Genomic DNA, 22,975 nt, shown 5'->3' with positions numbered 1-22,975 from the left:
TCATAGCATGACCAACGGTCACAATCAGTAGAAGCTTCGTTTATGCGCCTTCAAGATCAACTTTTCGAGCAACGGGAAAATGCCATTCTCACGGCGGCCCGCCAGTTGTTCAGCGAATCCCCCTGGGACCGCGTCACCATTGCCGAGGTGGCCATCGCCGCCGGTATTGGTAAAGGCACGGTGTATAAACACTTCCCCAGCAAGGAAGCGTTGTATGCGCGCCTGGTGCTCGACAACAGCCTGCAAAACCTGCATGAGCTTCGCGCCTTGCATGCGACCAGTGCGCCGCAAGAGGCCATGCGCCAGGTGATCCGGCGCTCGTTTGAGCTGATGCTGGACAACCCGATCCACACCCAACTGTGCCTGCACTGCGACCGACCGGACTTTCAAGAACGCCTCGAAGCCCCCTATCGCCTGCAGTTTTTTGATATCGAGCGGCAGTACCAGGCGTTTTTCCGCGACATGCTCAGCGTCACCTTGAATAACCAGGCACTCACCCAAGCGGATTGTCAAAACCTGCTGTGGGGTGTCGAAGCTTGCGTTAACGGTGTGATGGCGCGCATCGCCTCCGGTGGTTTCGCCCACTGGGCCGAGCCAATTTCCTTGCACGAATACTTCGCCCGCGTCAGCGACTTCATCATTGCTGGCCTGCGCACCCAAGCCGCCGACCTGCTGGCTCACCCTTCTCGCCATGAGTAAATCCGCCATGTTCAGTCAGTTGTCCAAACGTCCCTGGTTGATTGCCGTCGCCATCACCGTGCTATTGCTGTTGTGGCTGTTCAGCGGCGGCGTATTCAAGGCCCAGGAGACCGCCAGCGCCGATGCGCCTTCACCCGAGCAAGAGCTGACCAGCGTTCAGGTGCAGTGGCTGCAAGCTGAACCCATGCAGCGCCAGCATGTGGTTCAAGGCCAGATAGAAGCTTGGCGCCGGGTCGAGTTACGCGCGCAAATCAGCGGCACCGTGCAGCGCTTGGATCAGGACAAAGGCAGTACGGTCAAACAGGGGCAGCGCCTGCTGAGCCTGTCTACCGACAACCGCCCAGCCCAAGTGGCCAAAGGTGAAGCCGATGTGCGCCAGCGCGCTGCGGATGTCAGCGCGGCTGAGCGTTTGCGTGAACGCAAGCTGGTGTCCGCCAACGAGCTGATCCGCCTGCAAAGCGAACTGGCCAAAGCCCGCGCCGAACTGGATCTTGCGCGCATTGAGCTGAGCAACACCACGATCAACGCCCCCTTTGCCGGTATTTATGACCAGCGCATGGTGGAACTGGGCGATTTCCTCCAGCCAGGACAAAGCCTGCTGACCCTGGTGGACATCGGCCAACTGAAAGTCAGTGCGCAGATCGCGCAGCAAGACGTAACCCAGCTCAAACTGGGCCAGCCCGTGCGCGTCGAGTTGCTCGATGGGCGCAATCTGCAAGGCGAGTTGCACTTTATTGCGGCGGCCGCCGATCCTGGCTCACGCAGCTTCCGTATTGAAGTCAAAGTCGATAACCCCGAGGCGTTGCGCCTGGCCGGGGCCAGCGCCACCTTGCACATTCAAACCGGGGAAACCCTGGCACATCGCCTCTCGCCGGCCCTGCTCAGCTTGGATAAAGCCGGTCGCCATGGGGTCAAGTGGGTCAATGACGCACAACGGGTCGAATTCACTCCGGTGCAGTTGCTCAGCGTGAACAACCAAGGCGCGTGGGTCAGCGGTTTGCCGGAAAAAGTCGCGCTGATCATCCTCGGCCAAGGTTTTGTCGAGGCGGGCGAAGAAGTCATCAGCCAACTGGCCGAAGGGAGCCGCTGATATGCACGGCCTGATTGCCGCAGCGCTCGACCGCAGCCGCACCAGCTTGCTGGTGTTGGCTTTTCTGATGATCGGTGGGCTAGGCGCGTATTTCGCCATCCCCAAGGAAGCCAACCCCGACGTCAGCATTCCGATCATTTACGTATCGGTGAGCTTGGAAGGCATCAGCCCGGAAGACGCCGAGCGCCTGCTGGTACGGCCGCTGGAGCAGGAGTTGCGCAGCCTTGAAGGGATCAAGGAAATGCGCTCCATGGCCAGCGAAGGCCATGCCTCGGTGACCCTCGAATTTGATGCTGGTTTTGACGCTAAAACCGCCTTGGCCGATGTGCGTGAAAAAGTCGACACCGCACGCAGCAAACTGCCCGACGAAGCCGATGAACCGACCGTCAACGAAGTCAACGTGGCGCTGTTCCCGGTGCTGTCGATTGGCCTCTCCGGGCCGATTGCCGAAACCGAATTGGTCTACATCGCCCGCCGCTTGAAAGAGAACGTTGAAGGCATTGCCGAAGTGCTCTCAGTGGAAATCGGCGGCGACCGCGAAGACCTGCTGGAGATCATCGTCGACCCGCAGGTGCTCGACAGTTACGGCATCGACTACACCGAGCTGTTCAATCTGGTCAGCCGCAATAACCGCCTGGTCGCCGCCGGCAGCCTGGACACCGGGGCGGGCCGTATGAGCATGAAAGTACCCGGCGTGATCGAAGACCTCGACGACGTGCTGTCCATGCCAATCAAAGTAGTGGCCGGCAGTGTGGTGACCTTTGGCGATGTCGCCACCATTCACCGCACCTTCAAAGACCCCACGGGTTATGCACGCATCAATGGCCAGCCGGCCGTGGTGCTGGAGGTTTCCAAGCGCAGCGGCGCGAACATCATCGACACCATTGAGCAGGTCAAGGCGCTGATGAGCAAAGCGCAGCCCATGCTGCCGGCGGACCTGCAGATCAGCTACATCATGGACCAGTCGCAGCAGGTGCAAAGCATGCTCAGCGACCTGCTCAGCAACGTGATGACGGCCATCGTGCTGGTGCTGATTCTGGTGGTGGCCTGTATGGGCATGCGCTCAGCACTACTGGTGGGGCTGACGATTCCCGGGGCATTTTTGACCGGTATTCTGCTGATCTGGATGCTCGGCTTTACCCTCAATACTGTGGTGCTGTTCAGCCTGATTCTGGTCGCGGGCATGCTGGTCGATGGCGCGATTGTGGTCTCCGAACTGGCCGACCGTTACCTGCATCAAGGGCAAAGCCCTCGTCAGGCCTGGGCCAATGCCGCCACGCGCATGGCGTGGCCGGTGATTGCCTCCACCGCCACCACACTGGTGGTATTTCTGCCGCTGTTGTTTTGGCCAGGTGTGGTCGGCCAATTCATGAAATACCTGCCGGCCACGGTGATTCTCTGCCTGCTGGCATCGCTGGCCATGGCCCTGGTGTTTCTCCCGGTGTTGGGTGCAGTCACAGGCGGTGGCCAACCGCTGCCACAAGCTACCCAACCAGGCCGCAGCGCCCTCGGTTATCGCCGCTTACTGAACGCCCTACTCAAGCGACCGGGCCTGACCCTGCTCGGCATGCTCGCCTTGATTGCCTTGATCTACACCGCCTACGGGCGCTTCAACCACGGCGTGGAGTTCTTCCCGGAAGTCGAGCCGGAAAGCGCACAGATCTGGGTGCGCGCACGCGGCGACTTATCCGTGCAGGAGAAAGATGTGTTGCTACAACGGGTGGAAAAACGCCTGCTCGGCATGAGTGAGGTCAAGGCATTGTACGCACGCTCACTCGCCCAACCAGACAGCCAGCTCGGTGCGGACGTGATCGGCACCCTGCAATTTCAGTTTGTGGAGTGGTACGAGAGGCGCTCAGCCACAGAGATTTTGGCCGACATGAGCACTCGCACAGCGGACATTCCCGGCGTGGTGCTGGAGTTCCGCAAACAGGAAGAAGGCCCCAGCAGCGGCAAACCGGTCAAACTGCAGATCAGTGCCATAAACCCGGACACCGCTGACCAGTGGGTCGACGAGGTTCGCCAGACCATGCAGCGATTGGGCGGATTCAAGGACATCGAAGATGACCGCGCCCTGCCCGGCATTGAATGGCGCATTGAAGTAGACCGCGAGGCCGCCGCGCGCTTCGGTGCAGACGTGCTGAGCGTAGGCAACGCGGTGCAGATGGTCACCAATGGCCTGAAGCTGGCCACCTATCGGCCGGAAGATGCCACCGATGAAGTGGACATCCGCGTGCGGCTGCCGGCCAACTGGCGCTCGCTAGATCAACTCGGCCGCCTGACCCTCAACACCCCGGCCGGGCAAGTGCCGCTGGGTAACTTTGTCACCCTGCAGCAAGCGCCCAAAGTCGGCACCCTGCGCCGGGTCGATGGCAACCGCACCATCACCTTACAGGCCGACCTGGCAGCCGGGGCGCAGTTGGATGAACGCCTACAAGCCCTGCGCGAAGCCATGGGCGACGTGCCAGCCGATGTGCAAGTGAAGTTTGCCGGCGAAGCAGCGGACCAGCGTGAGGCCGCCACCTTCTTAGGCACCGCCTTTGCGGTGGCGATCTTCTTGATGTTCATCATCCTGGTCACCCAGTTCAACAGCATCTTTCAGGCGCTGCTGGTCTTGTCGGCCATCGTGCTGTCCACGGCCGGGGTGCTGCTGGGTTTGCTGATCAACGGCCAGTCGTTTGGCATTGTCATGGTCGGCATGGGCCTGATCGCCCTGGCCGGTATTGTGGTGAACAACAACATCATCCTGATCGACACCTACAACCAACTGCGCCGGCAAGGGCTTGAACCGCGTGCGGCGGCGCTGGAAACCGGTAGCCTGCGATTGCGCCCAGTATTGCTCACCGCCGTGACCACGGTGCTGGGCCTGGTGCCGATGGTGGTGGGCATTAACGTCGACCTGCTGACCCCCAGCCTGGGGGTGGGCGCGCCCTCGACCCAATGGTGGACGCAACTGTCCAGCGCCATTGCCGGCGGCCTGAGCTTTGCCACCGTGCTGACGTTGCTGCTGACACCCTGCCTATTGGTGCTCGGTTCACGCTTCGAGCGCCGCCCGCCACCACTGGAAACCTTCGACGACGACTTGCTCGACCTGCCCGAACACCTGCTGGCCAGCAACACGGGTAAGGCTGAACTGCAACGCACGCCCTAAGCAACGCGCCCCGGTCGGCACCGGCCTGGGCGCACGCTTGATGACCGCAACTCAGGCCGCAGCATCGTTAAGCGGCCTCACGCCCAGAGCTGAGCAAGTGCAGCGGCTCCTGCAGCCACTGCAAACGCCAGCCGGTTTCGCTGAACAGCGCCAGCCATGATTCCAGTGTGCGAAAGAACCAGAGCATCGGCTCGGCAAAACCCTCACCCAAACAGGCGAATGCCTCTACTCGCCAGCCGTCGCGGTAATGGGCGTCATGGCAGGCGCGCCAGGAGTGCAAGGAGTGCAAGGAGTGCAAGGAGTGCAAGGAGTGCAAGGATTGAATCAGCAGACTGCCATCGCTGACTAGCAATCGGTGCAGGGCAATTAGGGTAGGAGCAAGCGGCTCCTCCAGCAGGGCGAAATTGCACACTAACAGATCAAACTGGCCCAGTTGCGCGGCGTGAGTGTGCAGTTCGGCGTAACCAACCTTCGCCACAGCCCAAGTCCAAAATGCGCAGGGGAGCCAGGGCAAGGGCCAGGATGGTCTGCAGGATGGCGGCGTCAGTCACCAGGCGGCGACTTTCGATACGCTGCCCACGCTCGGCAGCGGTCCAGGCATCGGCATTGGCCTGCCAGCTAAGCCGCAGTTGCTATCGGTGGTCGCGTTGCATCGCTAATCCGCCTGTGATGCAAACCTGCTCGAATCTAGGGACTCGATCCGTCCTAAACCAGCGATGTAAAGCCGCAGCTGCCAAACCCGTCCCGCCTCATCGGCATGCCAAGGGTTAAACTACGGCCTACTTTGTGAACGCTCTCTGTGAGCAATCAGCACCCCTTTAGCGCATGTAACAGGCTTAATGACGATGGGCACACACCGCCACCATACGACTGGCAGCGCCAGCCAACGGCAACAACAACTCGCGACCGGACGCTTTTACCAGCGGGTGCTGACCCTGATCATTTGGTTGCTGGTGCTTGTGCTACTGGCGGCTGCCGGCCTGTTTATCTCGGATGAACTGCGCACCTCGCGCCTGCAATCGAAAGAAATCAGTCGTTACGCCCAGACCCTGACCTACGACGTTCAGCCCGGTCCAAGCCACGCCATTGTCTACCCTAAAGAAGGCCCCTTCGATAAACGCCAGGGTTACAGTCACCTGCCCTTGATGCTGGAACGCCTTCAGCAACGTGACTTTAGCGTGCAACACCAAGCGCAATTTTCTCCGGCCTTACTCGACTACGCGCAACGCGGGCTGTTTGTGCCCTACGCGGAAAAAGTCCAGAGTGGCCTGCGCGTCCATGACTGCACCGGCACACCGTTTTACCAGTTTCGCTACCCGCAACAGCATTACCCCAGCTTTACCGACATCCCGCCTTTAGTGGTCAACAGTTTGCTGTTTATCGAGAACCGCACCCTGCTCGACCCCAACCAGCCAACGGCCAACCCGGCAGTGGACTGGCCACGGTTTGTTATCGCCGCGCTGTCGCAGGCCGGTAAGCTACTCGACATGCAGGCGCAATCCGCTGGCGGCAGTACCTTGGCCACCCAACTGGAAAAGTATCGCCACTCACCTGATGGCCTGACTGTCTCGGCCAACGAAAAGCTCAAGCAGATGATCTCGGCCAGCGTGCGCGCCTATCAAAGCGGCCCCAATACATTGCCTGTGCGACAAAACATCGTGCGCGACTACCTCAACAGCGTGCCGCTTTCTGCCGCACCGGGGCATGGCGAAGTGCACGGGTTGGCCGATGGCCTGCGCATCTGGTTTGGTGCGGACTTTATCCAGGTCAACCGGCTGCTTGATCCGTCTAACGCTGCAGGTGCCAGCCCGGCTGATCGCGGCCTAGCCCTGCGCCAAGTGCTTGCCCTGATGATTGCCCAGCGACGCCCTTCCTATTATCTGGCGCAAGGCCGTCATGACCTGGCGAAATTGACCGACAGCCACCTGCGCTTACTGGCCAACGGCGGGCTGATTGACGCGCCATTGCGCGATGCGGCGCTGGGACAATCGCTGAGCTTTCGTGATTGGGCGCTGGAGCCGAACATCCAGCCAGTCGAGCGCAACAAAGGCATCAGCGTTTCGCGTACACGTCTTTCGGCCCTGCTCAACATGCCGTTGTATGACCTTGATCGCCTCGATCTGAGCGCCACCAGCACCCTGAATAACAATTTGCAGCAAGCCGTAAGTCAGTATTTGCAGCAGTTGGCTGACCCGCAATTTGCCGGACAAGTCGGTTTGTTTGGCGAACGCCTACTGTCACCGGAAAAAACCGCCGACGTGCGTTACAGCTTCACCCTCTTCGAACGCACGCAAAATGGCAGCGTAGTAAGGGTGCAAACCGATAACACCGACCAACCCTTCGACATCAACGAAGGCAGCAAGCTTGAACTCGGTTCCACCGCTAAGCTGCGGGTGCTGGCCACCTACCTGGAAGTGATAGCCGAACTGCACCAACGTCATGCCCGGCAAAGTATCGCCGAGTTAAATGCCGTGAACCCCCAAGACAATCTCACCCGCTGGGCAGTCGCCTATTTGCAGGCCAACCCCGGTGCGGATTTGACCAGCATGCTCGATGCCGCCTTGGAGCGTCGCTATTCCGCCAGCCCCCACGAACAGTTCTTTACCGGCGGCGGCCTGCACACGTTCAGCAATTTTCGCCGTGAAGATGACCAACGCGTAGCCAGCCTTCGTGTCGCCCTGCGCGAATCGCTCAACCTGCCGTTCATCCGCCTGATGCGCGACCTGGTGCGCTACAGCACCTTCCAGGGTCCCAATAACAGCGCCGAACTGCTCAAAGACGATAACGATCCGCGCCGACAGGCTTATCTCAGTGAATTTGCCGACCGAGAAGGCACCCGCTTTCTGCAGCGATTCTGGCGCAAGTACCAAGACCAGCCGGAACAACAACGCCTGGATACCTTTCTGAATGGCCTGCGCCACACCCCCACGCGCTTGGCGGCAGCACATCGTTACCTGTACCCACATGCCGATGAGGCCAGTTTCGCGGCCTTCCTGCGCAAGTACCAGGCACAAGAACAACTCAGTGATTCGCGCCTCAGTCAGCTTTACCGGCAATACGCCCCAGGCAGCTATAGCCTGCCTGATCAAGGCTATATCGCCCGTGTCCACCCACTGGAATTGTGGCTACTGAGCTACCTGAATCAACAGCCGCAAGCCGGCTTTGGCGACGCCGTAGCCGCCAGCCAAGCAGAGCGCCAAGAGGTTTACGGTTGGCTCTTTCGCAGCCGCCATAAAAGCGCACGGGACAGCCGTATCCGCATCATGTTGGAGGTGGAAGCGTTCCTGGATATTCACCGACGCTGGCAAAACCTGGGCTATCCCTTTGGCCATCTGGTGCCGTCACTGGCCACCGCAATTGGCAGCTCTGGCGACCGTCCAGCGGCGCTGGCCGAGCTGATGGGAATTATTCAAAACGATGGTATACGCCAACCCGTTGCACGCATCGACAGCCTGCACTTTGCTGCCGGCACACCTTACGACACCTTGGTGATGCGTAATCAGAATGAAGGCACCCGTGTCATGGCCGCTGAAGTGGCTGCGGCGTTACGCAGCGCGCTGGCGGATGTAGTGGAAAACGGCACCGCCAGGCGCTTGCAGGGCAGTTATCAACAGCCCGACGGCCAGCCGCTCAAAATGGGCGGCAAAACCGGCACCGGTGACAACCGCATCGAAACAGTCGGTACAGGTGGCCGCGTGTTGAGCTCCAGAGCAATGAACCGCACGGCCACCTTCGTGTTCTATCTGGGCCCAAACCATTACGGCACGCTAACCGCCTTTGTCCCGGGACGTAGCGCTGAAAACTTCCGCTTTACCTCCGCACTACCCGTGCAGGTACTCAAAGGCATGGCGCCGATTCTGCAGCCCTACCTACAATCTGACAGCCAGAGCCGCTGTAAAACGAGCGCACTGACTCAAGGCTAGGTGTATCAACTGCGCCAGCGTTTAACGAGCCTCCCGCTTATGTTGTCCCTCAAGGTTCACTTCGCCTTGTAGATAATCCCAGGGCTGCATTGCACCATCTGATAATGATTAGGCAATCCATTGAGCGCTTCAGAGGCGCCGAGGAACAAATAACCGCCAGGTTTGAGCATGGCGTGAATGCGCGTGAGGATGTCCTTCTTCACTTCTGCCGAGAAGTAAATCAGCACATTTCGGCAGAACACCACATCAAACTTACCAAGGCTGGCATAGCTGTCCAGCAAGTTAAGCGCGCGAAATTCGATGCGACTGCGGATCGCCGGTTTCACCACCCAACGCCCTGGTCCTTTCGGATCAAAGTAGCGCTGCAAACGCTCCTGCGACAACCCGCGGCCCATGGCCAAACTGTCGTATTCGCCGGACTTACAATTGATCAACATCGAAGGCGACAAGTCCGTGGCCACAATCTGAACGCCGCCTTTGAGTTGGCCCAGATTGGTTTTCTCAAACTCATCAATGGTCATCGACAGCGAATAAGGCTCCTGCCCCGATGAGCAAGCCGCCGACCAAATGCGCAACCGCTGACCGGGATTAGCCTTAATCAGCTCTGGCAACACTCGGCTTTTAAGCACTTCAAACGGATAGGTATCACGAAACCAAAGCGTTTCGTTGGTGGTCATGGCATCAACGACTTGCTCACGCAAACCGCTGCGAGGCTGGCTTTGCATGCGCTGCACCAACTCACCCAGGGTTTTGATGCCGTTTTGCTCCATCAGCTTATTCAACCGACTGGACACCAGATACTGCTTATTAGTGCCCAGCAGGATGCCACAGGCTTTTTCCAGAAATGTCCGGAACTGCTCGAAATCCAAATTACCTGTAGACACTCGCGAAGCCTCGACAAACATATATTTAACTGAGGGTCTGACCCTCAGTCCCCTGCCGCGATGTTGATGCGAGCCGCTACACGTGCGGCCAGATCATCCGGGCGGAATTTGGCAAGAAAATCATCGGCACCCACTTTCTTAACCATGGCCTGGTTAAACACCCCATAAAGTGAAGTATGCAGGATGATGTGTAACTTTTGCATGCGTGGATCGGCACGAATCTCAGCAGTGAGGGTGTATCCATCCATTTCAGGCATTTCAATGTCGGAGATCAACATGAGGAACTCTTCCTCAGGCTTCTTCCCTTCATCGACCATGGCTTTTAGATAATCCAGAGCCTGACGACCGTCATTTAGCGCCACCACTTCTACGCCAACTGTCTCCAGACAGCGTGTCACTTGCTTGCGCGCTACAGAAGAGTCGTCGCAGGTCAATACGCGCATGGTGACTGCACGCGCCTGAGTTTTGGCATCCAACACACCATCGGAAATCACCTCCGACGTTGGCGCCACTTCAGCGAGGATTTTCTCGACATCAATGATTTCAACCATCCGGTCATCAAGATGGGTTACGGCCGTCAGATAATGGTCACGACCGGTGCCCTTGGGTGGCGGATGAATCGACTCCCAGTTCATGTTCACAATGCGTTCAACCGAATGCACCAGGAAACCCTGAACCTTGGTGTTGTATTCCGTGATGATCACAAAACTGTTTTCAATGTTGGCGAGCGGCGTATTCCCCGTCGCCATCGACAGATCGAGAATCGGAATTGTACCGCCGCGAATGTTGGCCACACCGCGCACGACAGGGCTGGACTTGGGCATGATGGTGAGTTTCGGGCACTGCAGCACCTCCTTCACCTTGAAGACGTTGATGCCGTACAACTGCTTGCTGTTCAGACGAAACAGCAGCAACTCTAAACGATTCTGCCCAACCAACTGAGTTCGTTGGTTAACCGAATCCATCACACCGGCCATACCCAAACTCCTTATTTGAGTAACAGATTATCGTCAGCTTAGCAGGCGGCACGCGCCTTGCTATCTGACTCATATGAAAACTGAAACGACAACAAATCGACGCCCATATACAAAATGCATTTGCTTGCTGGCAGTTTTACCTGCTTTGCTGGCACTCGGCTATAGCTGCGTGGCGACGGCGGCCGTGACTCGTTCCGAAGAACTTATCGGCGCAGGCGAAGCTTTTCTTGAGCAAGCGGTGAGCGATTATTTGCAGCGTAGCAATATAAGCGGCCGGCATGAGGTGCAAATCAACCGATTAGACCCACGCCTGCGCCTGCCGCTCTGCTCGGAGCCCTTGCTCACCACACTGGAAAGCCCAGCAGAACCCATCGGACGCGTCACTCTGCGCGTGCGCTGCAATGGCTCAACACCTTGGACAGTCTTTGTTCCCGCCCAGGTTCGTCTATATAGAGATGTGGTAATCGCCAGCCGGCCACTCAAGCGTGACAACGTCGTATCGGATATGGATGTAATTTTGGCAGAACGGGATGTAGGCTTACTCAATCAGGGCTATTTGAGCGACCTCAACCAGGCCATCGGCAAAAAATTGACGCGACCACTGCAACCGGACCAAGTTCTTGCGCCCGTCCATGTGCAGCCTGCCGAAGCAATTCGCAAGGGCGATCAGGTGGTTATAACCGCACGCAGCGGTACGGTTAGCGTGCGAATGCCCGGTGAGGCGCTGTCTGACGGTGTTATCGGCAAGCAGATCAGCGTTCGCAACCAACGCTCGAACCGCGTGATAAGAGCGAGAGTCGTGGGGCCTGGGCAGGTAGAAGTTGCAATGTAGGCACGCTTTTTGATTAAGGTTTAGACTGTCAACAGACTGACGACTGCTTCACACTGCATCTAAGTACTTATGAGATTTCGTTTTTGCTCTAAAGTTTTTATCGCACAAGCCGAAAACTAGGCAAGCATCCAACACTGTTAGAGGTTTTGCGCCATGGTCATCGACATTAACCGGCTTAACAATGCCGCCACCCCTGCAAATTCAGGGCGTGCTGGCAGTGCTCAGGCAGGTGGCCAGAACGAAGCCATCAGCAATAAACAAACGGCTCCTGCGACTCCCAGCCCTGCTGCACAAGCGCAGCAGGCGGGTAAAAGTGGCGAATCTGTTCAACTGAGCAAAGACGCCCAACAGTTGCAAAAAGTCAGCGAAAAACTGCGCGATCTGCCGGCTGTTGATAAAGAGCGGGTCGCTCAACTCAAGCAAGCCATTGAAGACGGCAGCTACCAAGTGGACAGCATGCGCGTAGCTGGCAAACTGCTCAATCTCGAATCACAGCGCTAGTTCTCAAGGCTTGACCGGGGATTGCAGCGGCGCAGGTTTTTGCGCAACACAACAACGCATATCCCAGAAGAGTTCACCATGTCCGAGAACAAGCTACTTGAACTGTTTACCGATGACATCAGCACAGCCACACAGCTGCTTGAGCTGATAGACAGCGAGTTTCAAGCGCTTGGTGATCGTGACCTGCACCTGCTGCAAGATATCCTCAACAAAAAGATACCTCTGCTCGCCCTTTTAGATCAGCACGGCAAAGAACGCAGCCAACTACTGATATCGCTAAACTGCACACCCGACCGTGCCGGTCTGCATGTGCTGGCACAAGGTTTTAGCCAAGGCCAGCACTTGGTCGAGCAAGGCGATCAACTCAACAGCCTGCTTGAAAGTTGCCAAGCAGCCAACCTGCGCAATGGTCGCCTGATTCGCTCCAGTCAGGCCTCGACCCGCAGTATGATTGGCATCCTGCGCGGCAACGATACCCCAAGTCTCTATGACAGCCGCGGAGGCGCCGCTAGAATCGGCCAGCAGCGCCCACTCAGCCAAGCCTGAACCTCATAAGGCACAAGGACATACTGTCATCTAGCCAGTATGCTAGTGCCAAAGAATTTGCTCGGAGTCGAACGGACCGTGTCCAGCCTTTTTAATCAGGAAGAGGGACCACAGCCGCCCAAGGTGCTGAAAACGCCCGTGGAAGTTGTGGCCAACTTGCGTCAATTACAACAAAACCATGACCCACTGATTATTACCTTTGCCGAACGCAGCCAGCGCTTTCAGAGCTATGTGGTTGAGGTTGATCGTGACAAGAACAGGCTCATGCTTGATGAGCTAGTGCCCAATGACGGTGAACGTTTTTTGATGAACGGGGAGACGTTTCACGTTGAGGCTTTTCATGAAGGCGTTCGCGTAGCTTGGACATGCGAGCAAAGCATGCGCATCAGCGAACTTGAGGGGGCTCGTTGTTACCTGGGTACGTTGCCCAGCGAAATAACCTACCACCAGCGCCGCAACGCCTTCCGCGCCCCGCTCAAGCAAGCAGAGCTGATCAAAATTGAACTGGCCGGAGATAAACTTCGCACCGTGCTGCCGGGTCAGTTGTTGGATATTTCTGCGACAGGTTGCAAGCTGCGCTTTCCCGGCAATTTGAGTAATGCCCTACAAGCGGGCCAAGTTTACGAGCGACTGACTGTCAGGCTCCCCTTCGGCCCAATGACCACAGCGATTGAAGCTCGCCACGTGGTTTTCGATGAAAAATTGTCCACTACGTTCGTGGGCGCTCGCTTCCACCGGATTAATGGACAAGAACAGAGACTGGTTGAACGTTTCGTCTACCAACTGCAACGCGAAGCACGACGCATTGAGGGCGATGGTTTCTTCTGATGCCGGTTAAGCAAGAGCGTTAAGCGTCTATCTGAATCCCCAACGCTGCTAGCCGCCCGAGGTCTTCCGGGCGGTCAACGTCCCATAAAGTAGGCAGCAATTCGGGTTTACAGCCTTGCTGACTCAAGCGCTGCAAGGTCAACGCTAACACCTGATCAGTGCCCCAAGGCATATCAGCGAAAAGGTTAACCTCCTTCTTGCGCAAGCCCAGCAACACATAACCGCCGTCCTCGGCTGGACCAATCACCACAGAGTGGTCGTCCAGCGCGGCACACGCCGCCTGCAAATAGCCAGAATCGATAGCAGGGCAGTCATTGCCGATCAACACCACGCCATCGCTTTCAGCCAAGCCCAAGGTGGCGATAAGACGCATCCGCTCACCGAGATCGCCAGCGGGCTGCTCAACCAGCGTCCAGCCTAGTGCCTCAGCCGAGGCCTGTAATTGAGCAGCGGGCAAACCGTCCAACCACAAAAAACGCTCACTGAACCCGGTTGCTGGCAGTTGCAATGCACGCATAAGCAGCATCTGTTGCACATCACACGCACCCTGCGCACCTAAGGCCGGTATAAGCCGAGTTTTAACCTGTCCGGCGACAGGCGCACGCGCCAGCAGATGCAGTGAAATACTCAAACTCACAGTAATGACCCTCGTCGGTAATGACGCGCAAGCGTGGTGGGATTAACCCCAGCGTAGTAGGCCAAGCGCAGGCACCACATCAATATCACGGTGCGCCACACTCCATTCTGCTGCCAACGGCGGCTGGAGGTTGATAGCGCGACGCTTATGCAGCGCGGCCTGGCTTGCTGCTTCAAGTGACGACACAGGCACAGGTCCTCCATCAGAGCGATCGGCGCGTAGCCACCCATGGCGTCGAAGTGCTCACGGCGGACGAAAATACCTTGATCACCAGAAGCCACACCGGTCAATCGCGAGCGCAGGCTGATCATCTTGCCGATCAGCTTGAAGGCGGCACCCTCACCAGAAAGACGTACATCAAAACGTCCCCATAACGGTCGATCTGCCAGCGCATCTTGCAACGCAGCAAGAGCCTCAACGCTGACCCGCGTATCCGCGTGAACAAACCACAGGTACTCACCCTGGGCCAATGCAGCACCGGCATTCATCTGCACCGCACGCCCTGGCTCGCAGACAAGCACATGATCTGCCTTGGCGCGCGCCAGCTCGCAGGTGGCATCGCTGCTGCCACCATCGACCACAATCACTTCAGCGCCACCCGCGCGCAGGCCCGCTAGATCGCCCAGCAATAACGGCAGGGATTGCGCCTCGTTGCGCACCGGAATCACCACACTGAGCAACGAGTTCATGAACGCACATCCGCTGACGGCGCAGTTTCACCGCCCACATTTGCAGGCGGCGCTTGGTCGTGCATCTGCTCGTGCACCATCTGCTCATCAACACGAGGGTCAAGCGCGGCGGCCAGTGGCGAGCTGGCAGTGCTGTCGGGCATTGGAATATGGTGCAGCGGCGCATCATCAACCTGATGCAAGTGCGTGACACGCTCAGGGCGCACGCGAAATACCAGAATCAAGGCACATGCGCAGACAAAGGCATACAGCATGTTGGCCCCGATAAACCGCATCAGCACACCGGCCAGCAGTGGCCCAATACTAGCCCCAACACCAAAGGTCACTAACAACATGGCGGTCAGCGATACACGTCGATCGGCCTCAACATGGTCATTAGCCAACGCCACTGCCAGCGGATAAAGACTGAATTGCAAAGCACAAACCACAAAACCGACGGCAAACAGCAACGGCAAACTGACCTGCGGCAAAATCGCCAAAGGCAATGCGGCCAACACCAGCAGAGCCGCACAGCCACGAATCAAGCGCACACGGTCATACCGATCCGAAAGCCAGCCCAACGGCCACTGCACCAATAAACCGGCCAGGATGCAGCAGCCCATAAACAAACCCACCTGCTCGGTGGACAGCCCAATGCGCGTGCCATAGAGCGGTGCCAAACCGTAGAACGCACCGATTAGCAGCCCCGCGACCACAATAGTGGTCAGCGAAAGCGGCACACGGTCGATAAAAAAGCGCATCTCCAGCGGCGCGGGGTGCAGTGGCGCGGGGTGCAACTTGCGGGTCAACGCCACTGGCACCAGGCACAGGGCAAAGCACAGCGCCACTAACATCAATAACTCCGGGCCGAGCGTCGGATGCACCACCAGCACCAACTGGCCAAGGATCAACCCCAGGTAGGAAGCCCCCATGTAGCCGGCAAACACCTGACCACGCTGCTCAGTTTGCGCCTGCTCATTGAGCCAACTCTCAACCACCATGTACTGACACATCATGCCCACGCCGACCAGCATGCGCAGCAACAGCCAACTGGGCAGCCAGTCACTCAGCCCATGGCCAAGCACCGCTGCAGTCACGACACCCGCGCAGGCCACGTAAGCGCGGATGTGCCCGACGCGAGCAATCAGCCTGTGCCCCAGCTTGCCACCCAGCACCAGCCCCAGGTAGTTGGCAGCCATCAGCGCACCTACCCACAAGCCATCGGCTGTTTCCGATAAGCGCAGGGCCAGATAGGTACTTAGCAGGCCTGAGCCGAGTAGCATCAACAGGGTGGCGAAGTACAACGAGCTAAAGGACTTGAGGATCACAGACATGGGGTTGTAGAAAACTCAGTAGGGACGCCGGAACACTTGCTAGCAGCCTGGATTTAAGCGTGGGCCGCCAGCACACGGCGCTCCCATGGGGTAATTTCATCATAGAAGCTGGTGAGTTCCAGCGTCTTGCTGGCAATGTACCCTTCGATGAACTCTTTGCCGAACAGTTCCAGCGCCAGATCACTGCGCTTGAGCCGTTCAATAGCGGCATGCAGAGTGCAGGGCAGCGCTAACTCGTCCGGCACTTCGAACTCACCCTGAATAGGTGCGCTGGGCTGCAATTGCTGCTCAATGCCATGCAGGCCTGCCGCCAGACTCGCCGCCAACGCCAAATAAGGATTGGCATCCGCGCCCGGCAAGCGATTCTCCACCCTGCGCGCCACTGGCGCACTGGCGGGGATACGCATGCCAGCGGCGCGGTTGTCTTCAGACCAGCAGGCGTTATTGGGCGAGGCATATGGGTGGCAAAGACGCTGATAAGAGTTCACATGCGGCGCGAACAGCAAGGTGAAATCAGCCATAGCCGCCTGCTGACCGGCGATAAAGTGATAGAACGCTGGCGTGGCCTGACCGTCGGCGGCGCTGAAGATGTTCTGCCCACTGCCCTGCTCGACCACACTTTGATGGATATGCATGGAGCTGCCCGGTGTATGCGCCAGTGGCTTGGCCATGCACACCACCGTCAGCCCATGCTTGAGTGCGACCTCTTTGAGCAGGTGCTTGAACAGAAACGTCTGATCAGCCAGCAGCAGCGGATCGCCGTGCAGCAGGTTGATCTCAAACTGGCTGACGCCCATCTCATGCATAAAGGTATCGCGCGGCAACCCCAGCGCCGCCATGCACTGATAGACCTCTTGGAAGAACGGCCGCAAACCATTATTAGAGCTCACACTGAAAGCAGAAGCGCCATCCTCACGCCGACCGTCTAAGCCCAACGGAGGCTGGAACGGCTGCTGCGGATCAGCATTGCGGGCAAACACAAAAAACTCCAGTTCAGTGGCCACCACCGGCTGCCAGCCATGCTGGGCGTAGCGTGCGATGACTTTTTTAAGCAAACCACGGGTCGATAAACCCGAACTACGCCCATCCAGTTCATCCGCATCACAAATGACGAACGCCCTCGGCGTATCACTCCAGGGCAGCCGATGGACTTGAGTGGGTTCAGCGTTCAGCGCCAGATCACCGTCGTCACTGCCATAGAAACGCGGCGCGGGATAGCCGCCCATGATGCATTGCAACAAAACCCCTCGCGCCAATTGCAAACGTCGCCCTTCTAAAAAGCCCTCGGCCGTCATCACCTTGCCACGCGGCACACCGTTGAGATCCGGCGTCACGCATTCGATTTCATCAACACCACGCAGCAATTCAGCCAAGGCGGTGCGGTCGAGGGTGCTCATTTGCTTTTGTCCTTATGTATGCGGGGTGCCGCCACGAGCGGCAAAGCGCACAAAATACGCATCAGCCGTTCGATATTTCAAGCAAAGCGCTTACACATGCTCGCGCAAGGCGAGCAAACCATTAATAAATCGAATTATTCGATATTTATGACCCAGCATAAATCCCTGTAAATCCGCTTAAAGAGCCCCCAAATAAACCAGTAAATAATTAATAAATAAGGACTTTTATGGACTATCAATCTTGTCGATGATTACCATGCTGAGCATGCACTTCTTCATCAATTTTCCATCCGTATGATGGCCCTCGTACTCACTGATAACCCGCCCTCACGAGGAGCCTGAACATGAAAAAGCACATTCTCGCCGCACTGATCCTGAGCAGCTTGTCCATCAACGCCTTCGCCCTGCCACAGAGCAATCCACAGCCGCTGCTGGGTGAAAAACACGACAGCAGCATCGAAAGTGACGCTGGCTTTGGTCGCAACCTGCAAACCGAAGGTGGTGCAGATCGCCTGCAAGAACGTCTGCGTGTCGCTGAAGACGGTGCCGACCGCGTAGGCCACAATCGCGTAGCGGAAGGTGGCGCAGATCGCCTGCAAGAGCGCCTGCGTGTCGCTGAAGACGGTGCCGACCGTGTAGGCCCTAATCGCGTAGCAGAAGGTGATGCAGATCGCCTGCAAGAGCGTCTGCGTGTCGCTGAAGAGGGTGCCGACCGTGTAGGCCCCAATCGCGTAGCGGAAGGTGGCGCAGATCGCCTGCAAGAGCGTCTGCGTGTAGCTGCTGATGGCGCGGATCGCACCCCTGGCATTCGCCTGAGCTGATCACCCGCCCAGAAAAAGGTGCTCAATTGAGCACCTTTTTTGTTTAGCCGAGAGCGGCTTCCAGTTGTGCCAAGCGCTCTTCCAAAGCAGCGATGCGCAATTCAAGCGCCTCTACCCGCTCGTCCGACTGAACCGATGAGGGGCGCTGCGGCTCACTGACTTTAGCCGCCAAGGCTGCCTGCAGATCCGCCGGATCACCCAACAGGTGCATGTAGCGATCTTCTCGTTGACCGGCCTGGCGTGGCACCAGGCAAGCCAGCTCGCGGCTCATCAGTCGCTCAAGGTGATGCTGCACCTGCTCGGCATCATCAAAATCATGCATACGGCTGCTGCGCGTCAGCAGTTCATTAAGGGTCTGCGGCCCGCGCAATAACAGCAGGCCCAGCAGAACAACCTGCGCCGCCACCACTTCCAGCCCTTTATCGGTGCGGTGTTCCCAGCGATCGGCGCGACTGCCCATGACCAAACGCGCCAAGCCTCGACCCTCAAGGCTGCGCAGTGCTTGGCCCACCTGCCCGGCAGTCAGGTTAAGCACCGGCTCGCGACTGGTTTTCTGATTACAAGCCAGCACTAAAGCGTTGAGCGTGAGGGGATAGGCCTCAGGGGTGGTCAGTTGCTTTTCGATCAAACAACCCAACACCCGCGCCTCGACAGCGCTCAGGGGTTCAACAGCCATGGCCTGCACCTCGTCGTTAAATAGAACAACCTCGTTATTTCAATAACCTAACAGGCTGACGGCCTGATAGACACCCGCACCGCTGGGCAGTGCAGGGCGGTTCATGCGCTGTAAAAGCTGACCATTGTGTTAGACTCGCGCGCTATTTTTCAGCGTGGCCTCGCGTTACCGCCCCGTGAAAAGCCTTCTAACGCGCATCCGCCGCCCAGCATCCCACCCAGGTCAACCGGCCATAGAAGAGGTGGCGGGCTCGCTCGCCCAGTAGAGAAATCTGTTATGTCTGCCGCTGCAAACCCGTTAATCCAGTTGCTCAACCGCACCAGCCTGGTGTTGCAAATCTTTATCGGCCTGGTCGCCGGCATCGCTTTGGCGCTGCTGCTACCGCAAGCTGCAGCCAGTGTGGGCCTGCTGGGCAACGTCTTTGTCGCAGCGCTTAAAGCCGTCGCCCCGGTGTTGGTATTCGTGCTGGTGGCCGCCTCGATTGCCAACCATCAGCACGGCCAACAAACCCATATCAAGCCGATTCTGCTGCTGTACCTAATCGGCACATTCAGCGCCGCACTGATTGCGGTGGCGGCCAGCTTTACCTTTCCTTCCAGCCTCACGCTGGCCAGTACCAGCGCCGATCTTTCGCCGCCCGGTGGCATCGCTGAAGTGCTGAAAACCCTGCTGATGAACGTGGTGGACAACCCCATCAATGCCCTGCTTAAAGGTAACTTTATCGGCATTCTGGCCTGGGCCGTCGCCCTGGGCTTTGCCCTGCGTCATGCCAGCCTAAGCACCAAGCAGATGCTCGCCGACCTCTCCGATGGCGTCACCAGCATCGTCAAACTGGTGATTCGCCTGGCTCCGCTGGGCATATTTGGCTTGGTCGCCGCCACCTTGGCCGAATCTGGCATGTCGGTACTGCTCGACTATTTGCACCTGCTGCTGGTGTTGGTTGGCTGCATGCTTTTTGTCGCACTGCTGGTGAACCCGCTGATTGTCTTCGTGAAAATCCGCCGCAACCCTTACCCACTGGTGCTGACATGCCTGCGCGAAAGCGGTCTGACAGCCTTCTTTACCCGCAGCTCGGCGGCTAATATCCCGGTCAACCTGCAACTGTGTCAGCGCTTGGGGCTGCATGAAGAAACCTACTCGGTATCGATCCCGCTGGGCGCAACCATCAACATGGCGGGTGCCGCCATCACCATCACCGTACTGACGCTGGCCGCGGTGCATACCCTCGGCATCACCGTCGACCTGCCAACCGCCCTGCTGCTTAGCCTGCTGGCCTCAATCTGCGCCTGCGGTGCGTCCGGTGTAGCCGGTGGTTCGTTGCTCTTGATTCCATTGGCCTGCAGCCTGTTCGGCATCCCCAATGAGGTGGCCATGCAGGTTGTGGCCGTGGGCTTTATCATCGGTATCGTGCAGGACTCTGCCGAAACCGCGCTGAATTCCTCGACCGACGTTCTGTTTACCGCTGCGGCCTGCCAAGCGCAGCAGCCGCGCGTTTAACCGGCCAATCCAACCATCGCCCGACATTTGCCTCATCGCACGATTGCGGTAGGCTTTGCCACTTCATTATTAGGAGTATCCCCATGGCCCGCGCCACTGCCCGTCACATCCTGGTTGCCAGCGAAGACAAGTGCAACGAACTGAAAGCCGCTATCGAAGCCGGCGCCGACTTCGCCCAAGTGGCCAAAGACAACTCCAGCTGCCCATCAAGCCGCAGCGGCGGTGACCTTGGCTCCTTCGGCCCCGGCCAGATGGTCAAAGAATTCGACACCGTCGTATTCAGTGCGCCAATCAACGTCGTGCAAGGCCCGGTGAAAACCCAATTCGGTTATCACCTGCTGGAAGTGACCAGCCGTCAGGACTGATCCTGCCGCCGCGCTGGGCCGCCTTGGCCCAGCGCAACCTGAAAGCACACTCGCAATAGCCAACACCCGCCACAAGCCCGATGCGATAGCCGGGTATACTTGCCAGCCATTCCTGCTGCGCAGACCTTGTCATGACTCACACCCCCGACGTCGAAACCGATCCAGCCACTCATGCTGCCGACTGCGCCACTGCAACGCACGCAGCAGAAGCCGCACCTGCCCCTGCGCGCAAAACCACAGGCTTTGCCTCTTTGATTAGCGCGGCCAAAGCGGCTGCAGGTAAGCAAGGCGATCAGCCACGGCAGTCGAAACGCAACCTGAGCGCCCACTCCAAAAAAATCGGTCCAGCCCCAAACGGCAGCCGCCGTTCAATGGGCAAGCGCTAACGCCAGGTGCAGCGCCCATCGGCCGTTTGCAGCGCCAGGGGTGCCGACAACGGCTCGAAGGGCTAGAATCGCCGCTTTATTCATCAACCCGTCACGACGAGATATCCCATGGGCGCCCAGTGGAAAGCCAAACCTAAAGAAGCCGCCGCCAACGCGCGCGGCAAAATCTTCGGCCGCTTGGTCAAGGAAATCATGATCTGCGCCCGCAACGGGGCCGATCCAGACCTGAACCCCAAGCTGCGCCTGGCCATCCATCAGGCCAAGAAAGCCTCGATGCCCAAAGAGACCCTGGAACGCGCGATCAAGAAAGGCGCAGGCCTGCTGGGCGACACCGTCACCTTCCATTCGGCCACCTATGAAGGGTTCGCCCCGCATCAGGTGCCGGTGATCATCGAATGCCTGACCGACAACATTAACCGCACCGTGGCCGAAGTCCGCGTGCTGTTCCGTAAAGGCCAGATGGGAGCCTCCGGCTCCGTGACCTGGGACTTTGACCACGTTGGCATGATCGAAGCCAGCAGTGATAACGGTGCCGACCCGGAAATGGCTGCCATCGAAGCGGGCGCGCAGGATTTCGAACCTGCCGATGAAGGCAACACCCTGTTTATCACCGAACCCACTGACCTGGATGCCGTATGCCGCGCGTTGCCGGAACAGGGCTTTAACGTCAACTCGGCGAAAATCGGTTTCATCCCGAAAAACCCGGTGAGCAACCTGAGCGCAGAGCAACTCGAAGAAGTCGAAGCCTTCCTTGAAGCCCTCGATGCGCACGATGACGTGCAAAACGTCTATGTCGGACTGGCGGGCTAAAACCAACCGAATCGGCCTGCCGCACAGGACGTGCCGCAGGCCCCCGAGTGGCACTGCTCAACGTGCGCAACTCGTCGATTCGGCAGATTGTTCGTCACCGGCATCACCTAAAGCGGGTAGAATCGCCGCCCGCCGCGCCAACTGCGCCAGGCGTGTACACAAGGACGTCGTCACACAGGAGTTTTACCGTGCATAAGTTTCTGATTTTGGCTGCCTGCCTGCTGCTCGGCGCCTGCGCCAGCAACCCGCAGACAACCTACCAGCAAGAGGTCAAAACGGGCAAAAGCCCAATGGCCAAGAGCGCCCTGGAAGCCATCCACACCACTCAAGCCATCCCCTTGCCGCTCAACACCGGGCTACTCGCGCCCCAATGGCCGATCAGTGCCGACCAACCGCGCCTGGATTTCGGCAGCTCCATTTCCAACTACCGAATCTTTTCCTTGCAGCTGAAAAAAGGCGAGCGCTACACCCTCAACGTCCACTCGCTGTGCAACAAACCCTGCATGGGCGTCAGTAAATATGCACTGAAACCTCGCGCCATGCTGCTGGATGCCTACGGCGCAGTGATCGCCGACAAACCTTCGCGCGCCTCTGCCGTGGTCGGGCAAATCAGCCTCAGCTGGGATGGCGAAGCCAGCGAAGACGGCACCTACTACCTGCTGGTCGCCGCTGATAACGATGATGTAGGCCAAACCATCGTGATTGATGATGTGTGGGTCAATAATTCCCCCCTAATGGCGGTCAAAGTGGGCATGCACAGCTCGCCATTCGGCAACATCAGCGCGTTCTCCAGCCCGCGCAAACCCTAACGCGGGCTAACCGTCTCTGCGCCCTCCTGCAGAGACGGTCTGTCACCAGCACCGTAGTATTTATTGATCCACCGCAAGATGCTCACGCTAGAGCGCTTTAGCCTATGCCGATGATATTGAGGGCGCTGCCCTGCCACTGCCATC

22 protein-coding genes are annotated in these 22,975 nt (G+C 58.2%); 14 read left to right on the top strand and 8 right to left on the bottom strand.

Features of this window, described 5'->3' with window-relative positions; genetic code table 11:
* The first annotated feature begins 42 nt into the window (after positions 1–42).
* Genes AUK77_RS02980 through AUK77_RS02970 form a run of 3 tightly spaced genes read left to right on the top strand, consistent with a single transcriptional unit; the run spans position 43 to position 4,940 of the window.
* Positions 43–699 (top strand): TetR/AcrR family transcriptional regulator, encoded by a 657-nt coding sequence (locus AUK77_RS02980; RefSeq protein ID WP_296125919.1) that lies wholly within the window; start codon positions 43–45, stop codon positions 697–699.
* Positions 692–1,789 carry an efflux RND transporter periplasmic adaptor subunit gene (locus AUK77_RS02975; protein WP_296125917.1) on the top strand — a complete coding sequence of 366 codons (1,098 nt, stop codon included), beginning with the start codon at positions 692–694 and terminating at the stop codon, positions 1,787–1,789. Before AUK77_RS02980 ends, AUK77_RS02975 begins: the two co-directional genes overlap by 8 nt.
* A gap of 1 nt (position 1,790) precedes the next feature.
* Positions 1,791–4,940, top strand: a complete 3,150-nt coding sequence (locus AUK77_RS02970) for an efflux RND transporter permease subunit (protein ID WP_296125915.1) — start codon at positions 1,791–1,793, stop codon at positions 4,938–4,940.
* Positions 4,941–5,007: 67 nt separating this feature from the next.
* Here AUK77_RS02970 and AUK77_RS02965 read toward each other — a convergent pair whose 3' ends face one another.
* Positions 5,008–5,418 (bottom strand): hypothetical protein, encoded by a 411-nt coding sequence (locus AUK77_RS02965; RefSeq protein WP_296125913.1) that lies wholly within the window; start codon positions 5,416–5,418, stop codon positions 5,008–5,010.
* Between the two features lie 367 nt (positions 5,419–5,785).
* Here AUK77_RS02965 and AUK77_RS02960 point away from each other — a divergent pair, with 367 nt between their 5' ends.
* Positions 5,786–8,863, top strand: coding sequence for a transglycosylase domain-containing protein (locus AUK77_RS02960; protein ID WP_296125912.1), 3,078 nt, complete (start codon positions 5,786–5,788; stop codon positions 8,861–8,863).
* Between the two features lie 56 nt (positions 8,864–8,919).
* Here the strand turns inward: AUK77_RS02960 and cheR are convergent, their stop codons facing one another.
* Both cheR and AUK77_RS02950 read right to left on the bottom strand, forming a co-directional pair.
* Positions 8,920–9,747 carry a protein-glutamate O-methyltransferase CheR gene (cheR, locus tag AUK77_RS02955; RefSeq protein WP_296125911.1) on the bottom strand — a complete coding sequence of 276 codons (828 nt, stop codon included), beginning with the start codon at positions 9,745–9,747 and terminating at the stop codon, positions 8,920–8,922.
* A 44-nt stretch (positions 9,748–9,791) separates the two neighbouring features.
* Positions 9,792–10,724: a chemotaxis protein CheV gene (locus AUK77_RS02950; RefSeq protein ID WP_296125910.1), complete on the bottom strand. Its 933-nt coding sequence runs from the start codon at positions 10,722–10,724 to the stop codon at positions 9,792–9,794.
* A 73-nt stretch (positions 10,725–10,797) separates the two neighbouring features.
* Between AUK77_RS02950 and flgA the strand changes: the two genes are divergently transcribed.
* The 4 genes from flgA (at position 10,798) to AUK77_RS02930 (ending at position 13,431) form a co-directional block, all read left to right on the top strand.
* A complete protein-coding gene (flgA, locus tag AUK77_RS02945) occupies positions 10,798–11,556 on the top strand; it encodes a flagellar basal body P-ring formation chaperone FlgA (RefSeq protein WP_296125906.1) in 759 nt (252 codons plus the stop codon).
* Positions 11,557–11,709: 153 nt separating this feature from the next.
* Positions 11,710–12,057: a flagellar biosynthesis anti-sigma factor FlgM gene (gene flgM / locus AUK77_RS02940; protein WP_296125904.1), complete on the top strand. Its 348-nt coding sequence runs from the start codon at positions 11,710–11,712 to the stop codon at positions 12,055–12,057.
* Between the two features lie 78 nt (positions 12,058–12,135).
* Entirely contained in the window at positions 12,136–12,603 is a 468-nt protein-coding gene (locus tag AUK77_RS02935) for a flagellar protein FlgN (RefSeq protein WP_296125902.1), read from the top strand.
* A gap of 78 nt (positions 12,604–12,681) precedes the next feature.
* Complete coding sequence (locus AUK77_RS02930; RefSeq protein WP_296125899.1) at positions 12,682–13,431, top strand: flagellar brake protein; 750 nt, start codon at positions 12,682–12,684, stop codon at positions 13,429–13,431.
* Between the two features lie 19 nt (positions 13,432–13,450).
* Here AUK77_RS02930 and AUK77_RS02925 read toward each other — a convergent pair whose 3' ends face one another.
* Genes AUK77_RS02925 through AUK77_RS02910 form a run of 4 tightly spaced genes read right to left on the bottom strand, consistent with a single transcriptional unit; the run spans position 13,451 to position 17,365 of the window.
* Complete coding sequence (locus tag AUK77_RS02925) at positions 13,451–14,068, bottom strand: TIGR04282 family arsenosugar biosynthesis glycosyltransferase (protein ID WP_296125898.1); 618 nt, start codon at positions 14,066–14,068, stop codon at positions 13,451–13,453.
* Positions 14,065–14,757, bottom strand: coding sequence for a TIGR04283 family arsenosugar biosynthesis glycosyltransferase (locus AUK77_RS02920; protein ID WP_296125894.1), 693 nt, complete (start codon positions 14,755–14,757; stop codon positions 14,065–14,067). Before AUK77_RS02920 ends, AUK77_RS02925 begins: the two co-directional genes overlap by 4 nt.
* Positions 14,754–16,070 carry an MFS transporter gene (locus AUK77_RS02915; protein WP_296125893.1) on the bottom strand — a complete coding sequence of 439 codons (1,317 nt, stop codon included), beginning with the start codon at positions 16,068–16,070 and terminating at the stop codon, positions 14,754–14,756. The genes AUK77_RS02920 and AUK77_RS02915 overlap by 4 nt, the downstream gene beginning before the upstream one ends.
* 53 nt (positions 16,071–16,123) lie before the next feature.
* Positions 16,124–17,365: a glutamine synthetase family protein gene (locus AUK77_RS02910; protein WP_296125948.1), complete on the bottom strand. Its 1,242-nt coding sequence runs from the start codon at positions 17,363–17,365 to the stop codon at positions 16,124–16,126.
* A gap of 446 nt (positions 17,366–17,811) precedes the next feature.
* On the opposite strand from AUK77_RS02910, the gene AUK77_RS02905 reads away from it, so the two are divergent.
* Positions 17,812–18,288 carry a phage infection protein gene (locus AUK77_RS02905; RefSeq protein WP_296125891.1) on the top strand — a complete coding sequence of 159 codons (477 nt, stop codon included), beginning with the start codon at positions 17,812–17,814 and terminating at the stop codon, positions 18,286–18,288.
* Positions 18,289–18,331: 43 nt separating this feature from the next.
* Here the strand turns inward: AUK77_RS02905 and AUK77_RS02900 are convergent, their stop codons facing one another.
* Entirely contained in the window at positions 18,332–18,964 is a 633-nt protein-coding gene (locus tag AUK77_RS02900) for a DUF480 domain-containing protein (protein WP_296125888.1), read from the bottom strand.
* 276 nt (positions 18,965–19,240) lie between these two features.
* Here AUK77_RS02900 and sstT point away from each other — a divergent pair, with 276 nt between their 5' ends.
* The 5 genes from sstT to AUK77_RS02875 all read left to right on the top strand — a co-directional run bounded on the left by sstT (position 19,241) and on the right by AUK77_RS02875 (position 22,831).
* Positions 19,241–20,461 (top strand): serine/threonine transporter SstT, encoded by a 1,221-nt coding sequence (gene sstT / locus AUK77_RS02895; RefSeq protein ID WP_296125885.1) that lies wholly within the window; start codon positions 19,241–19,243, stop codon positions 20,459–20,461.
* 83 nt (positions 20,462–20,544) lie between these two features.
* Positions 20,545–20,826, top strand: coding sequence for a peptidylprolyl isomerase (locus tag AUK77_RS02890; protein WP_296125882.1), 282 nt, complete (start codon positions 20,545–20,547; stop codon positions 20,824–20,826).
* A 131-nt stretch (positions 20,827–20,957) separates the two neighbouring features.
* Entirely contained in the window at positions 20,958–21,212 is a 255-nt protein-coding gene (locus tag AUK77_RS02885; protein WP_296125881.1) for a hypothetical protein, read from the top strand.
* Positions 21,213–21,320: 108 nt separating this feature from the next.
* Positions 21,321–22,022 carry a YebC/PmpR family DNA-binding transcriptional regulator gene (locus AUK77_RS02880; protein ID WP_296125879.1) on the top strand — a complete coding sequence of 234 codons (702 nt, stop codon included), beginning with the start codon at positions 21,321–21,323 and terminating at the stop codon, positions 22,020–22,022.
* A 188-nt stretch (positions 22,023–22,210) separates the two neighbouring features.
* On the top strand, positions 22,211–22,831 hold the full coding sequence (locus tag AUK77_RS02875) for a hypothetical protein (protein WP_296125875.1): 621 nt from the start codon (positions 22,211–22,213) through the stop codon (positions 22,829–22,831).
* Positions 22,832–22,975 lie beyond the last annotated feature (144 nt).

This window comes from Pseudomonas sp. Ga0074129 (genome assembly GCA_001465025.1).
Classification (GTDB): domain Bacteria; phylum Pseudomonadota; class Gammaproteobacteria; order Pseudomonadales; family Pseudomonadaceae; genus Aquipseudomonas.
The sequence above is the reverse complement of the archived record's forward strand: the minus strand, read 5'-3'. Positions and strand labels throughout refer to the sequence as shown.

Coding starts and splice junctions, on each gene's coding strand:
- AUK77_RS02910 (WP_296125948.1), bottom strand. CDS start 17,365: ATGACGGCCGAGGGCTTTTTAGAAGGGCGACGTTTGCAATTGGCGCGA.
- AUK77_RS02960 (WP_296125912.1), top strand. CDS start 5,786: ATGGGCACACACCGCCACCATACGACTGGCAGCGCCAGCCAACGGCAA.
- AUK77_RS02920 (WP_296125894.1), bottom strand. CDS start 14,757: ATGAACTCGTTGCTCAGTGTGGTGATTCCGGTGCGCAACGAGGCGCAA.
- AUK77_RS02890 (WP_296125882.1), top strand. CDS start 20,545: ATGGCCCGCGCCACTGCCCGTCACATCCTGGTTGCCAGCGAAGACAAG.
- AUK77_RS02970 (WP_296125915.1), top strand. CDS start 1,791: ATGCACGGCCTGATTGCCGCAGCGCTCGACCGCAGCCGCACCAGCTTG.
- flgA (WP_296125906.1), top strand. CDS start 10,798: ATGAAAACTGAAACGACAACAAATCGACGCCCATATACAAAATGCATT.
- AUK77_RS02975 (WP_296125917.1), top strand. CDS start 692: ATGAGTAAATCCGCCATGTTCAGTCAGTTGTCCAAACGTCCCTGGTTG.
- AUK77_RS02935 (WP_296125902.1), top strand. CDS start 12,136: ATGTCCGAGAACAAGCTACTTGAACTGTTTACCGATGACATCAGCACA.
- sstT (WP_296125885.1), top strand. CDS start 19,241: ATGTCTGCCGCTGCAAACCCGTTAATCCAGTTGCTCAACCGCACCAGC.
- flgM (WP_296125904.1), top strand. CDS start 11,710: ATGGTCATCGACATTAACCGGCTTAACAATGCCGCCACCCCTGCAAAT.
- AUK77_RS02905 (WP_296125891.1), top strand. CDS start 17,812: ATGAAAAAGCACATTCTCGCCGCACTGATCCTGAGCAGCTTGTCCATC.
- AUK77_RS02900 (WP_296125888.1), bottom strand. CDS start 18,964: ATGGCTGTTGAACCCCTGAGCGCTGTCGAGGCGCGGGTGTTGGGTTGT.
- AUK77_RS02950 (WP_296125910.1), bottom strand. CDS start 10,724: ATGGCCGGTGTGATGGATTCGGTTAACCAACGAACTCAGTTGGTTGGG.
- AUK77_RS02915 (WP_296125893.1), bottom strand. CDS start 16,070: ATGTCTGTGATCCTCAAGTCCTTTAGCTCGTTGTACTTCGCCACCCTG.
- AUK77_RS02885 (WP_296125881.1), top strand. CDS start 20,958: ATGACTCACACCCCCGACGTCGAAACCGATCCAGCCACTCATGCTGCC.
- AUK77_RS02980 (WP_296125919.1), top strand. CDS start 43: ATGCGCCTTCAAGATCAACTTTTCGAGCAACGGGAAAATGCCATTCTC.
- AUK77_RS02880 (WP_296125879.1), top strand. CDS start 21,321: ATGGGCGCCCAGTGGAAAGCCAAACCTAAAGAAGCCGCCGCCAACGCG.